This window comes from Litoreibacter albidus (assembly GCF_900107015.1).
Taxonomy (GTDB): Bacteria; Pseudomonadota; Alphaproteobacteria; order Rhodobacterales; family Rhodobacteraceae; genus Litoreibacter; species Litoreibacter albidus.
On the sequence record NZ_FNOI01000001.1, the window covers coordinates 105968 to 119737 of the forward strand.

General features: G+C 61.7%; 15 protein-coding genes. 11 read left to right on the forward strand and 4 right to left on the reverse strand.

All coding sequences use genetic code 11. The features are described from left to right. Positions 1-19: 19 nt before the first annotated feature. The 9 genes from coxB (at position 20) to BLW66_RS00580 (ending at position 7567) form a co-directional block, all read left to right on the forward strand. A complete protein-coding gene (coxB, locus tag BLW66_RS00540) occupies positions 20-904 on the forward strand; it encodes a cytochrome c oxidase subunit II (protein WP_089943402.1) in 885 nt (294 codons plus the stop codon). 72 nt (positions 905-976) lie between these two features. Beyond that, positions 977-1915, forward strand: a complete 939-nt coding sequence (gene cyoE / locus BLW66_RS00545) for a heme o synthase (RefSeq protein ID WP_089943405.1) — start codon at positions 977-979, stop codon at positions 1913-1915. A 4-nt stretch (positions 1916-1919) separates the two neighbouring features. After that, on the forward strand, positions 1920-2114 hold the full coding sequence (locus tag BLW66_RS00550) for a hypothetical protein (RefSeq protein ID WP_089943408.1): 195 nt from the start codon (positions 1920-1922) through the stop codon (positions 2112-2114). Further along, complete coding sequence (locus tag BLW66_RS00555; RefSeq protein ID WP_089943411.1) at positions 2114-2710, forward strand: cytochrome c oxidase assembly protein; 597 nt, start codon at positions 2114-2116, stop codon at positions 2708-2710. The genes BLW66_RS00550 and BLW66_RS00555 overlap by 1 nt, the downstream gene beginning before the upstream one ends. Positions 2711-2735: 25 nt before the next feature. After that, a complete protein-coding gene (locus BLW66_RS00560; RefSeq protein WP_089943414.1) occupies positions 2736-3569 on the forward strand; it encodes a cytochrome c oxidase subunit 3 in 834 nt (277 codons plus the stop codon). 83 nt (positions 3570-3652) lie between these two features. Beyond that, on the forward strand, positions 3653-4327 hold the full coding sequence (locus tag BLW66_RS00565) for an SURF1 family protein (RefSeq protein WP_089943417.1): 675 nt from the start codon (positions 3653-3655) through the stop codon (positions 4325-4327). A gap of 11 nt (positions 4328-4338) precedes the next feature. After that, on the forward strand, positions 4339-5727 hold the full coding sequence (gene thrC / locus BLW66_RS00570; RefSeq protein WP_089943420.1) for a threonine synthase: 1389 nt from the start codon (positions 4339-4341) through the stop codon (positions 5725-5727). Beyond that, positions 5724-6983 carry a M16 family metallopeptidase gene (locus BLW66_RS00575; RefSeq protein ID WP_089943425.1) on the forward strand — a complete coding sequence of 420 codons (1260 nt, stop codon included), beginning with the start codon at positions 5724-5726 and terminating at the stop codon, positions 6981-6983. Before thrC ends, BLW66_RS00575 begins: the two co-directional genes overlap by 4 nt. After that, a complete protein-coding gene (locus BLW66_RS00580) occupies positions 6983-7567 on the forward strand; it encodes a GNAT family N-acetyltransferase (RefSeq protein ID WP_089943428.1) in 585 nt (194 codons plus the stop codon). Before BLW66_RS00575 ends, BLW66_RS00580 begins: the two co-directional genes overlap by 1 nt. A 9-nt stretch (positions 7568-7576) precedes the next feature. On the opposite strand, the gene BLW66_RS00585 is transcribed toward BLW66_RS00580, so the two are convergent. Beyond that, entirely contained in the window at positions 7577-8287 is a 711-nt protein-coding gene (locus tag BLW66_RS00585) for a transporter substrate-binding domain-containing protein (protein ID WP_170833351.1), read from the reverse strand. Beyond that, positions 8284-8649, reverse strand: a complete 366-nt coding sequence (locus BLW66_RS00590; RefSeq protein ID WP_089943434.1) for a MerR family transcriptional regulator — start codon at positions 8647-8649, stop codon at positions 8284-8286. The genes BLW66_RS00585 and BLW66_RS00590 overlap by 4 nt, the downstream gene beginning before the upstream one ends. A 144-nt stretch (positions 8650-8793) precedes the next feature. Between BLW66_RS00590 and BLW66_RS00595 the strand changes: the two genes are divergently transcribed. Next, positions 8794-10206, forward strand: coding sequence for an FAD-binding oxidoreductase (locus BLW66_RS00595; RefSeq protein WP_089943437.1), 1413 nt, complete (start codon positions 8794-8796; stop codon positions 10204-10206). Positions 10207-10372: 166 nt separating this feature from the next. On the opposite strand, the gene BLW66_RS00600 is transcribed toward BLW66_RS00595, so the two are convergent. Both BLW66_RS00600 and BLW66_RS00605 read right to left on the reverse strand, forming a co-directional pair. Then, entirely contained in the window at positions 10373-10912 is a 540-nt protein-coding gene (locus BLW66_RS00600) for an adenine phosphoribosyltransferase (RefSeq protein WP_089943440.1), read from the reverse strand. 64 nt (positions 10913-10976) lie between these two features. Next, on the reverse strand, positions 10977-11858 hold the full coding sequence (locus tag BLW66_RS00605; RefSeq protein WP_089945583.1) for an S-methyl-5'-thioadenosine phosphorylase: 882 nt from the start codon (positions 11856-11858) through the stop codon (positions 10977-10979). A gap of 189 nt (positions 11859-12047) precedes the next feature. Between BLW66_RS00605 and BLW66_RS00610 the strand changes: the two genes are divergently transcribed. Then, a complete protein-coding gene (locus BLW66_RS00610) occupies positions 12048-13721 on the forward strand; it encodes a SulP family inorganic anion transporter (protein WP_244508519.1) in 1674 nt (557 codons plus the stop codon). Positions 13722-13770 lie beyond the last annotated feature (49 nt).

Below are 13770 nucleotides of genomic sequence, written 5' to 3' on the forward strand. Positions count from 1 at the left end.
ACAACGACGGGAACACTAGATGAGAATTGCAAAACATTTTGCTGGCTTCGCGGGCCTTTTTGCCGCCACAGGCGCATCCGCGCAAGCAGCACTCGATAATTTGGAGATCGTCGGCACGCCAAACGCCGAGACCTCCTTGAGTTTCCAGCCCGCGGCCACCGAACTGGCCCGTGACCTGCAATGGCTGGACCATTTTGTCTTCGTGATCATCGCGGTGATTACGGTGTTCGTGACGGCCTTGCTGCTGTGGTGTGCGTTCCGCTTTAGCGCCAAGCGCAACCCGAATGCGGCGACCTTCACCCACCACTCCCTTCTGGAGGTGGCTTGGACCATGATTCCGGTGATCATTCTGGTCATCATCGGCGCGTTCTCGGTGCCTGTGTTGTTCAAGCAGCAGCGCATTCCTGAAGGCGACATTGTGATTAAGGCGACGGGCTACCAGTGGTACTGGGGCTACGAGTATGTCGACCACGACTTCGGCTTTGACAGCATCATGATCGGCGCTGGCGAAAACCGCCTGACACCAGAGGTAGAGGCCGAATTGGTCGAAGCCGGTTACAGCAAGGACGAATTCCTGCTCGCAACTGACACTGCCGTGGTTGTGCCTGTTGGCAAAACCATCGTGATGCAGGTGACGGGCGCGGACGTGATCCACTCTTGGACAATCCCCGCGTTCGGCGTGAAGCAAGACGCCGTGCCTGGCCGTCTGGCGGCGCTCTGGTTCACCGCCGAGAAAGAAGGCATCTACTTTGGCCAGTGTTCGGAGCTGTGCGGTCAAGCGCACTCCTACATGCCGATCACTGTGAAAGTGGTCAGCCAAGAGGTGTATGACGCTTGGTTGGAAGGCGCGATTGAAGAATACGCAGGGACACCGCTGTCCGTGCAGGTTGCTTCGGCTGACTGATTTCTGAAGAGCTAACGGGTGCGGCGGGGCAACCCCTGCCGCGCCGACTTTCGTAGATTTGGGTGTAACGCGATGACTGATGCGACACAAAACATCGGCACGACATCTGGCGAAGGCCAGTTCGGCGACTATTGGGCGTTGCTCAAGCCGCGCGTGATGTCGTTGGTGGTTTTCACCGCCGCCGTCGGTGTGTTCGTGGCGCCGGTAAGCGTGCACCCCTTCGTTGCAATGGTCTCCATCCTGTTTATCGCCTTGGGCGGCGGCGCATCCGGTGCGCTGAACATGTGGTATGACCACGACATCGACACCATCATGAAGCGCACGGCCAACCGCCCCGTTCCGGCTGGCAAGGTCGCCCCGGGTGAGGCGCTGACGCTGGGGCTGTGGCTGTCGTTTATATCTGTGACCATGCTGGGGCTGGCGTCCAACTGGGTCGCCGCTGGCATCTTGGCCTTCACTATCTTCTTTTACGCCGTGGTTTACACCATGTGGCTCAAGCGCTGGACGCCGCAAAACATCGTGATCGGTGGTGCGGCAGGGGCGTTCCCGCCGATGATCGGCTGGGCCGTGGCAACCGGCGGCGTGTCCGTGGAAAGCGTCTTGCTGTTCTGCCTCGTGTTCATGTGGACGCCGCCCCACTTCTGGGCCTTGGCGCTGTTCATGAACAACGACTACACAAACGCGGGCGTGCCCATGCTGACCGTGACCCACGGCAAGCGCGAAACCCGCAAGCAGATCTTCATCTACGCGGTGCTTCTGGCCCCGCTGGCGATTGGCGCGGCCTTCACCTCCATCGGTGGCTGGATCTACCTGACGGCGGCGCTTGTGCTGAACGCGAAATTCGTGTGGGGCGCATGGAAGCTGTGGCACCGCGACGAGGCCGCTGCAGAGGCCGATATCTACAAAGACGAGAAAGCGTACTTCCGCTATTCTCTGGTTTATCTTTTCTCCAGCTTCTGCGCCCTGCTGCTGCAAGCGGTCTGGGTCAAAGCCGGCATGGGGGCTTGGTAGAACCATGGCGCTAAAAGTTGAGCATGAGCTGCACAAACGCCGCTTCGGTCGCAACCTCGGGGTTGGATTGTTGCTGGTCGGCTTCGTCGCAATTGTCTTCGGGCTGACTGTGGTGAAGGTGCAGAATACGGGATTTGTGGAGGGCTACGACCATGTGGCGCGCCCCGCGCTTATTCCGGAAAACGAGGGTGGCAACTGATGGCTAAACTTGACAAGACGCAACGCACGGTGGCCGGACTGGTCGGTGTGGTGGTGACGATGGGGGCTTTGGGCTTCGCGTCGGTGCCGCTTTATGATCTGTTCTGCCGCGTGACCGGGTACGGCGGTACAACGCAAGAAGCCCGTGCCGATTCCGACGTGATTTTGGACAAGACAATCAACATCCGCTTCGACGGCTCGCTGTCGTCGGGCATGCCGTGGGAATTCAAACCGTCGCAGGCGGAGATGACCGTGCGCATCGGGGAAACGGGGCTGGCCTTCTACGAGGCCTATAACCCGACCGACAAGCCGATCGCGGGTCAAGCCAGCTACAATGTGTTCCCGTTCACGGCGGGCGGCTATTTCAATAAAATCGCCTGCTTCTGCTTTACCGAACAGGTGTTGCAGCCAGGCGAGCGGGTGCAGATGCCCGTGACCTTCTACGTCGATCCTGAAATTGTCGACGACCCTGACGGAAAGTTTGTCGAGGAAATCACCCTCAGCTATACGTTCTACGAAATCGACCTGCCCGACGCGGAAGAGGCGCAAGCCGCCCTGACGACCGGACAACCCGCCACAACAACTGAATACAATTAAGTCGCCATCGAGGGAGCCCAACAAAATGGCCCACGCCAAGAACCACGATTACCACATTCTGCCGCCGTCCATTAACCCGTTTATGGGGTCTTTTGCGGCTTTCGTCATGCTCGTCGGCGCTGTCGCTTGGATGGCTGGCCCCGTGCCCGTTCTGTTCGGGACACTGGAACTCAGTGGCCCATGGATGTTCCTCATCGGCTTCGCCGCGGTCCTCTATACCATGTTCAGCTGGTGGGCCGAGATGGTCGAAGAAGGCGAGCAAGGCGATCACACCCCAGTGGTACGTATCGGCCTACGCTACGGCTTCATTTTCTTCATCATGTCGGAAGTAATGTTCTTCGTGGCGTGGTTCTGGTCATTCTTCAAACACGCGATGTACCCGATGGGCCCGTTGAGCCCCGCAGTCGACGGTCAATGGCCACCGGCAGGGATCGAGACATTTGACCCGTGGCACCTGCCATTGATCAACACGCTGATCCTGTTGTGCTCCGGCGCGGCGGCAACTTGGGCGCACCACGCGCTGGCACATGAAAACAACCGCAAAGACCTGAAAAGCGGCCTGATCCTTGCGATCCTGCTGGGCGCGGTGTTCACGATTTTCCAAGCCTATGAATATAGCCACGCGGCCTTTGGCTTCTCCGGCAACATCTACGGCGCGAACTTCTTCATGGCGACAGGCTTTCACGGCTTCCACGTTCTGGTCGGCACGATCTTCCTGCTGGTCTGTTTGATCCGTGTGTACAAAGGTCACTTCACGCAAGACCACCACGTCGGCTTTGAGGCTGCCGCTTGGTACTGGCACTTCGTGGACGTGGTTTGGCTGTTCTTGTTCGCAGCTGTCTATATCTGGGGTGGCTAATTTCCTGTCCCAGGAAATTTAAAAAGTTTGATGGCAAACTTTTGGCGCGGGGGGAAACCCTCGCGCTTCTTCATTGAGGTGACATGACCAAACGAATGATCCTGCCTTTGCTGTTCGGCCTGATTGGCTGCGCTATTCTGGTGAGCCTCGGGACATGGCAAGTGAAGCGGCTCGCATGGAAAGAGGCGACGTTGTCGGAGATCGATGCGCGCATCGCGGCCGATCCTGTGGCCTTGCCCGACGAGCTGAGCCAGCCAGATGATCTCTACCTCCCCGTACAAGCCACCGGCACCTTCGGCGCGGCGCGCTTGCGTATCCTTGTCAGTCAGAAAAAAGTTGGCGCAGGCTACCGGATCATCAGCCCGTTCCAAACCGGCGAGCGTATGATTATGGTCGATCGTGGGGTGATCCCAATTGCCGAGGATCTGCCGAATGGCCCTCTGGGCGAGGTCACCGTCACCGGCAACATCCATTGGCCTAACGAGGTTGACAGCTACACGCCGGAGCCCGACACCAAGCGCGACATCTGGTTTGCGCGCGACGTGGAGCGCATGGCGGCCACGCTTGGCACCGAGCCGGTGTTACTGGTCCTGCGCACTGCCACCCCCGCAACCCCCGAAATTATCCCGCTCCCCGTCAGCCGCGCTGGCATCCCCAATGACCATCTGTCCTATGCGATCACCTGGTTTTCGCTGGCGTTGATATGGTTTGTGATGACAGGCTTTTTGCTTTGGCGTATCAGGCAGCGGACCGTTTGAAGGAAAACCCCATGCGTTATATCTCTACCCGCGGCAAAGCCCCCGTTTTGACATTCGAGCAGGCCATGCTGACCGGCCTTGCCCGCGACGGTGGCCTCTACCTGCCCGAGACTATTCCCACGCTGGATCAAGACACCATCCGCGCCATGCGCGGCATGTCTTATGAGGATGTGGCCTTCACCGTGATGCGCCCCTTCATCGGCGACACCTTCACCGACGCCGAATTCCGCGAGATCATCGCCAAGGCCTACGCGGGCTTCGGCCACGACGCGCGCGCGCCTTTGGTGCAGCTTGGGGCAAACCACTACCTGTTGGAGCTATTCCACGGCCCGACCTTGGCGTTCAAAGACTTCGCCATGCAGCTGATCGGCCAGCTGTTCCAAGCCGCGCTGACGCGCTCCGGCGAGCGTGTGACCATCGTGGGCGCCACCTCCGGCGACACTGGCTCCGCTGCCATCGAGGCGTTCCGTGGCCTCGACGCCGTGGACGTGTTTATCCTGTTCCCGCAAGGGCGCGTGTCTGATGTGCAGCGCCGCCAGATGACCACGCCCTCCGAGGACAACGTGCATGCGTTGGCGATTGAGGGGGACTTCGACACCTGCCAAGCCGCCGTCAAAGACATGTTCAACGACTTCGATTTCCGCGACGGCGTGCGCCTCGCTGGGGTCAACTCGATCAACTGGGCGCGGGTTCTGGCACAGGTGGTGTATTACTTCACCTCTGCCGTGAGCCTTGGTGCACCGGACCGCGAGATCAACTTCACCGTGCCAACCGGCAACTTTGGCGACATCTTCGCGGGCTACATCGCCAAGCAGATGGGCCTGCCGATTGGCCAGCTGATCATTGCCACCAACCAGAATGACATCTTGCACCGCACGCTGGAAACAGGGGCCTATACTACGGACGGCGTGAAGCCGTCGATCAGCCCATCAATGGACATCCAAGTGTCCTCCAACTTCGAGCGCGCCTTGTTCTACGCCTACGGTCAAGACGGCGCGGCGGTCTCTGAGCAGATGGACGCGCTGAAGGCGTCCGGCGAATTCAAGGTCAGCCAAGGCGCCTATGAGGCGCTGAAGGAAACCTATGCCTCTGGTCGCGTCAGCGAGGAAGAAACCTCCGCCATGATCACCCGCGCCAATGCCCATATGGGCGAGTTGCTGTGCCCGCACACCGCCGTGGGCGTGAAAGTGGCGATGGATCACCAAGGGGCCACGCCGATGGTCACGCTGGCCACAGCCCACCCCGCGAAATTTCCAGCCGCCGTGAAAGCCGCCTCCGGCCACCACCCAGAATTGCCCGACCGCATGTCGGACCTATTCGAGCGCGAGGAGCGCATGACCGAATTGCCGAATGACATCGAGACGATCAAATCCCTGATCCGCGAGCGTATCACCGCATGACGCAACAACTGACCACCCTGTCCAACGGGTTCCGCATCGTCACCGAACATATGCCGTCGCTGGAAAGTGCTAGCGTGGGAATTTGGGTCAATGCGGGCGGGCGCCACGAGCGGATCGAGCAAAACGGCATCGCACATTTTCTGGAGCACATGGCGTTCAAAGGCACCACGCGCCGCAGCGCCTTGCAGATCGCCGAGGCGATTGAGGACGTGGGCGGCTATATCAACGCCTATACCTCGCGCGAAGTGACGGCCTATTACGCGCGCGTGCTGAAAGACGACGTGCCGCTGGCGATGGATGTGATTGGCGATATCGTGCGCCATCCTGTGTTCGACCCGCGCGAGATCGAGGTGGAGCGCGGCGTGATCTTGCAAGAGATCGGCATGTCGCTGGACACGCCCGACGACGTGATTTTCGACTGGCTGCAAGAGGCGGCCTATCCCGGGCAGCCTATCGGGCGCACCATCCTTGGGCCAACGGAGCGGGTGCAAAACTTCTCCCGTGCGGATCTGTCGGGGTTTGTGGCGGAACACTATGGCCCGCAAAACCTGATCCTGTCGGCGGCGGGGGCGGTGGACCATGACGCCATCGTGCGCATGGCGGAAGACATGTTTGGCGATATGCCGTCCTCCGTGTCCAATGTGGCGGATGTCGCCAAATTCGCGTCCGGCGAGCGGCGTGAAGTCAAGGCGTTGGAGCAGGCGCATTTCACCTTCGCGCTGGAAGCCCCGGGCTACCGCGACGATGATTTCTACACGGCGCAGGTGTTTGCCTCCGCCTTTGGCGGCGGCATGTCGTCTCGGCTGTTCCAAGAGGCCCGCGAGAAGCGGGGCTTGTGCTATTCGATCTACAGCTCCATCGGCAGCTATAACGACACGGGCATGATGACGGTCTACGCGGGCACCTCTGGCGATGACATCGCGGGGCTGGCGGATATCACCGTGGACGAGTTGAAGCGCGCGGCGGGCGATATGTCCGAGGCCGAAGTGGCCCGTGCGCGCACACAGATGAAGGCTGGCATCCTGATGGGGCTGGAAAGCCCGTCGTCGCGCGCGGAGCGTTTGGCGCGGATCGTTGGCATCTGGGGCCGTGTGCCGCCTCTGTCTGAAACCATCACCAAGATTGACGCGGTCGACGTGGCGCAAGTGCGCCAGTTCGCGCAAAATCTGGCCACGGCGCAGGCGGCAATGGCGCTTTATGGTCCGGTCGAGAAGGCGCACAATCTGGAGCACATCACCCGCAGGCTCGCCGCCTGATGCTGGGGCGCAAGCGTAAGGTCCGTATCGAGACGGAACGCATGACGCTGCGTCTTCCGGGGCATGGCGACTACCGTGAATGGGCGTCGCTGCGCTCCTCGTCGCTGGAATTCCTGACCCCATGGGAGCCCTCTTGGGCGACCGACCACCTGACGCGCAAAAGTTTCACCAACCGCGTCTACTGGGCGCAACGCTCGGTGAACAACGGCAACGCGGTGCCGGTGTTTCTGGAGCGGCGCGAGGATAAGGCGATACTCGGGGCGATCACGCTGGACAATATCCGCCGTGGCCCCGCGCAGGCGGGCACTTTGGGCTACTGGATGGGGCAGCGCTACGCCCGCCACGGCTACATGCGCGAGGCCATATCGGCGCTGGTGCATTACGCGTTCACTGTGCTGGACCTCAGCCGCGTAGAGGCCGCGTGCCTGCCGGAAAACGCGGCGTCGCGCGGGGTGCTGGAAAAGTCCGGCTTCAAATACGAGGGCGTCGCGCAAAGCTATTTGCAGATCAACGGGCGCTGGCGCAACCACGTGCTGTTCGCCAACCTGCGCGGGGACCGTCGCGGCAAAACCGACGTCGGCTAGGGGCAGCATTCAGGGGGCGATCAAGTCCACCTCTGCGTCACTAAACCCGAACCGCGCGAGCATCCGGCGGTGGGCTGAACCGCCCAAGAATTCCGTCAACACCGCATCTACATCGCGCACCAGTGCCGCATCATCGCGCGCAAATGCGAAGCAACCGAACGCGGCGGGTTTTTCTGTGGCGGCGATGGGCACCACGCCCAAATCGGAAGTGGAGTTTTGCGCGATGTAGCCTGCATGCGCGCGGGCCACGCTGGCAAAACCCGCGGCGTGGCCGCGTCGCACGGCCCCCGCTGCATCTCTATAGCTTTCGAATACGTCGATCCGCGCGCTTGGCACGCCCAACTCAAGCGCCGTTTGGTGCTGCACCTGATCGCGCACCACCGCCAATCGAGCGTCGCCTGAGGCCGCAATCGCACGGTAGCCGTCAATCTGTCGGTCATCGACCGCACGGATCAAAAGCCCGTCCGGAAGTGCCCAAATGGGGCGGCTGAACCGCGCGACCCGTCGCCGCGCGTCAGTGGCGAACATGCCCGTCGTCATGCGCCAATCGCCAGCGGCAAGCCCTGCAAGCAGGGATGGAAATTCAGTCATCACCGGCTTGAACGGCATAAGGTCCAGCGTCGTGCAGACATGACGCGCCAATTCTACGTCGCAACCGGTCGGGCGGCCATTGTTGTCCAGATAGTTAAACGGCGGCTCTGTCAGATATGCGAATTTCATTCGGGCGCCGTCCGGCCGCTTGGCGCGTAGCTGGCGATTTTGAGGGCGAGAACATCCTCGCATTTCTCAAGGATTAGCTTCTTTTCTTTCAACAGCTCGGCGTGGTCCAGCAAGATTTGGCGCCGCGCCATGACACCCGCCTCGCCGCGTTTGGCCAAAGTGGTGAAATGTTGCATTTGTCTAAGCGGCATACCGGTTTCGCGCAGCCAGTAAAGCAACGTCAGCCATTCAATGTCGCGCGGGGTAAAGCGCCTATGCCCGTCAGCGCCGCGCGAAATTAGGGGCAACATGCCTGATTTTTCGTAGAAGCGTATGGTGTGAGCGGACAACCTGCAGGCGCCAGCGGCTTCGGTGATCCTCATCGGTGCGACCTCCCTTTTTATTCTGTGTAGCGGGTTAGAGGCACTTTAAGTCAACGGGCATCTCGGGGCGGCGGCGGGTCGGCGTTGGGGCTGGCGGTCAGTTTTATCTGTTCCCCTCTTCGAATGGCTGCGCGATAAGGGCTTATGTTGAATTCAGTGACTGATGCCCTTCGGGCCGAGCTAACATCGAAACTCCCCGCTGCTGCCTTTCGTGAGTTGACCGACGCCTATCTGCGCGAGCCGCGCGGCAGGTATCAGGGCAGCGGCGGACTGCTGGTCGCGCCCGACTGCACCGAGGATGTGGCCACGGTGGTGCGCGCCTGCGCCGATGCGCGGGTGGGCATTGTGCCCTACGGGGGCGGCACGGGGCTTGTCGGTGGCCAGATCGCGGAAAGCGGCCCTGTGCCGGTGATCTTGTCGCTGGAGCGGATGACCAGAATTCGCGCCACCTATCCGGCGGAAAACGTGTTGGTGGCCGAGGCGGGGGTGATCTTGTCGAATGTGCAAGACGCGGCCGAAGCGGAGGGGCGGGTGTTTCCCCTGTCGCTGGCCTCCGAAGGCTCCGCGCGGATCGGCGGCAACCTGTCAACGAACGCAGGCGGTGTAAATGTGCTGCGCTACGGCAACGCGCGCGACCTGTGCTTGGGGGTGGAGGCGGTGCTGCCGGACGGCTCCGTGCTTCACGGGCTGTCGCGCTTGAAGAAAGACAACACCGGCTACGACATGCGCCATCTGTTGATCGGGGCGGAAGGGTCGCTTGGCATTATCACGGCGGCATCTTTGAAGCTGTTCCCCAAGCCCGCAGGCGAGGGGGCCGCGCTGATGGTGGTCGAGGGGCCGGAGGCCGCCTTGGGTTTGTTGGCGCTGGCGGGGGATTTGCTGGGGCATCAAGTGTCCGCCTTCGAGTTGATCAACCACATGGGGCTGGATTTTCTGGCCGAGGTCGGCCCCGAGGTCCGCGCCCCCTTCGCCGACACGCCGGAATGGATGGTGCTGATCGACGTGGGCTGCGTCGCGGGGGTAGAGCCGTCGCAAGCCTTGGAAACCCTGTTCGAGGCGGCGGCAGAGCGCGGCTTGGTCACTGACGGGGTGATTGCCCAGTCCGGCGCGCAGCGCGACGCCTTCTGGGCGATCCGCGAAAGCATTCCCGAGGCCAACAAGCGCATCGGCTCCGTGTCGTCGCATGACATATCGGTGCCCGTGGGGCGCATCCCCGAATTCATCACCCGCGCGGGCGCGGCTTTGGCGACGCTGGACGATTTCCGCATCAATTGCTTTGGCCATGTGGGCGACGGAAACCTGCATTACAACGTCTTTCCCGTGCGGGGAAAATCGCGCGACGACTACGACCATCAACGCCACGCGGTGAAGCGTATTGTGCATGACGTGGTGGCGCAGATGGAGGGCTCCATCTCGGCGGAACACGGGGTCGGGCGGCTGAAAGTTGCGGATTTGAACCGCTACGGCGACCCGACCAAGCTGGCCGCCATGCGCGCGATCAAAGCGGCGCTGGACCCGCTGGGGATTATGAACCCGGGCGCGGTGGTGACGGCTTAGGATTTGCGCCTGCCTGCGGCAGTCGCCACGGCGGGGGCGCTGCCCCCGCACCCCCGATTTTAAGTGGGGCGCTGCCCCACACCCGCGAATTTTAGTGGGGCTCTGCCCCACACCCCGAGGTATTTATGAAGCAGTGATGGGGCGAAGGGTGGCGTGTTGCGGCGGGTTAGTCGCCTTCGAAATCGCATAGCACATGGACGTCTTGCCCCATTGCTTCCAGCTTGGCGCGACCGCCGAGGTCGGGCAGGTCGATGATGAAGCTACAGCCGATGACCTCCGCGCCGAGTTTTTCGATCAGTTTGATCCCTGCCTCAGCCGTGCCGCCTGTGGCCAGCAGGTCATCAACCAGCAGAACCTTATCGCCGGGTTGAAGACTGTCTTCGTGCAACTCCATCGTGGCCTCGCCGTATTCCAGCTTGTAGCTCTGCTCGATGGTTTTGCCAGGCAGCTTGCCCTTTTTGCGGATCGGCACGAAGCCTGTGGACAGCTGGTGCGCGATGGCACCGCCCATGATGAAGCCGCGTGCCTCCAGCCCCGCGACCTTGTCGAAGCGCATCCCCGCATAGGGATGCAGCAACTGGTCAACCGCCATGCGAAAGCCGCGCGGGTCCAAGAATAAGGTGGTCACATCGCGGAACATGATCCCTGCGTGTGGGAAGTCGGGGATAGTGCGAATGTAGTCTTTGACCTGCTTGGTGTTTGGCATGGGGGGCTCCGAAAGTTGCGTGCGACTTGCGATACCCTACGGGCTGCGCGGTGGAAAGGCGGTATCAAGCGGGCGCGAGCATGCGGCCGGCGACGGCGTCAAGTTTGGCCGTCAGGCCCGGATCGCGGGCCTCGGGGGCGGTGAGGATCGCGTATTCCAGCGCGCGGTCGCAGCCGTGCGGGCAGGCGTCGCGCGTTGCACCAAGCAGGGCAGGAAGCTTGGCGACCATATCGCGCGCCTTGCTGGCGTTGCCCATCAGGGTGGCGATGATCTGGGTCACATCCACCTCGCCGTGGTCGGGGTGCCAGCTGTCGTAATCGGTGATCATGGCGACGGAAGCGTAGCAGAGCTCCGCCTCGCGGGCGAGCTTGGCCTCTGGCATATTGGTCATGCCGATAACGTCCGCGCCCCAGCTGTCGCGGTACATTTTGCTTTCGGCCAGCGTGGAGAACTGCGGACCTTCCATCGCCAGATAGGTGCCGCCGTTGTGGACGGTGATGCCGGTGTCTTTGGCGGCGGTGAAGCAGGCGGCGCCGAGGCGCGGGCAGGTGGGATGCGCCACCGAGACATGGGCCACGCAGCCGGTGCCGAAGAAGGATTTTTCGCGGGCAAAGGTGCGGTCGATGAACTGGTCGACGATCACGAAGTCCCCGGGGGCCATTTTCTCGCGGAATGACCCACAGGCGGAAACGGAGATGACATCGGTGACGCCGATGCGCTTCAGGGCGTCGATGTTGGCGCGGTAGGGCACCGTGGTGGGGGAATGCACATGGCCGCGCCCGTGGCGGGGCAAGAACGCCATGTCGACGCCGCCAAGCGTGCCGGTCAGCACCGCGTCGGAGGGGGCACCCCACGGGGTGTCCACGGTTTGCCATGTGGCGTTTTCCAGCCCGTCGATCTCATACAGGCCGGAGCCGCCGATAACGCCGATCATTGTGTTTGCCATGTTGTGCCGTTCCTTGCCGGTAAATTGCATCTGTTCCCCGCGCATAGTGGCGCATGGCGGCGGGGATGGAAATGCGTCTTGGCGCGTGTTCACGTGGATGTTGGGGCAAGTAGTTCGTGCAATCCGCGACTGTGTGCGCTAACAGGCCGCAACTCATCTACATATGTGACCTGAACAAGAGGCAGCAGCGTGACCAACAAGCTGATGGCGTCCCTCGCCAGAAATCCTATTTTGAACGAATTGAGCCTTGCGCCAACCGGCCCCATGGGGGCGGCGCGCTGGCGTATCGAGATCCTGTCGGGGTTGACCGTGGCGCTGGCTTTGGTGCCGGAAGCCGTGGCCTTTGCCTTCGTGGCGGGGGTTCATCCGCTGGTGGGGCTTTACGCGGCCTTCATCGTCGGGCTGATCACCGCGTGTATCGGCGGGCGTCCGGGGATGATTTCGGGGGCCACGGGGGCCTTGGCGGTTGTGATGGTGGCCTTGGTCGCCACGCACGGCGTTGAGTATCTGTTCGCCACGGTGATCTTGATGGGACTGCTGCAAATTGCGGCAGGGATATTCAAGCTGGGCAAGTTTATCCGGCTGGTGCCGCATCCGGTGATGCTGGGCTTTGTGAACGGCTTGGCCATCGTTATTTTTCTGGCGCAGATGAGCCAGTTCCAAGTGCCTGGCACGGCTGAGGCAAGCGGCCACGGCATTGCGGATGGCGAATGGATGTCGGGCATGCCGCTGATTGTGATGCTGGCGCTGACGGTGCTGACGATGGGCATCATCTGGGCGACGCCCAAGGTGACATCGCTGATCCCTGCGCCGCTGGCGGGGATTGGCATTGTGGCGCTGATCGTGATCGGGTTTGGCATTGATGTGCCGCGGGTCGGCGATCTGGCCTCCATCAAGGGTGGCCTGCCGTCGTTCCACATCCCGTTCAGCTTTGGCACCGAGGGCGTGGGGCTTTACGGCACCATGCTGGCGCCGTTCAACATGGAGACCCTGTGGATCATTGCCCCCTACGCGCTGATCCTTGCGGCCATTGGCTTGATCGAGAGCCTGCTGACGCTGAACCTTGTGGGCGAGATCGTCAACAAGCGTGGCGGCGCGTCTCAGGAATGCGTGGCGCAAGGTGTGGCGAACACCGTGACCGGCTTCTTTGGCGGCATGGGCGGCTGTGCGATGATCGGGCAGTCCATGATCAACGTGAAGTCAGGTGGCCGCACCCGCGTCGCGGGTATCGCGGCGGCGCTGTTCTTGCTGGCGTTCATTCTGGTGGCCTCGCCATTGATCGAGCAAATCCCGCTGGCCGCCTTGGTGGGCGTGATGTTCATGGTGGTGATCGGGACCTTTGCTTGGAACTCCTTCAATATCATGCGCAAGGTGCCGCGCATTGACGCCTTTGTTATCGTTTTGGTGACCATCACCACGGTGATGTACGACCTTGCCATCGCGGTGGTTGTGGGCGTGATCGTGTCGGCGCTGGCCTACGCGTGGCAGAACGCGCGCCGCATTCATGCGGACGTTGAGATGATGGACGACGGCACCAAGGTCTATAAGGTCGATGGCCCGCTGTTCTTCGGCTCTGCCGAAGGGTTCGCGGAGCTGTTTACCCCGAGCGAAGACCCTGACGCGGTGATCATCGACTTCGCGGGCAGCCGCGTGGCCGACCAGTCGGCGCTACAGGCCATTGAGGCCGTTGCGGGTAAATATGAGGCCGTGGGCAAAAAGGTGCAGCTGCGCCACCTGAGCCGCGACTGCCATGAATTGCTGACCAAGGCGGGCCAGCTGATGATCGACAGCGACGATGACCCCGATTACGAGGTCGCGGTGAACTACTCGGTCAAAACCGGTGTGATGGCGGGCGGGCACTAAGCGCCGCACGCTGGCTTAGCCAATGCTTAACGAGGGGCGGGGTAAACCT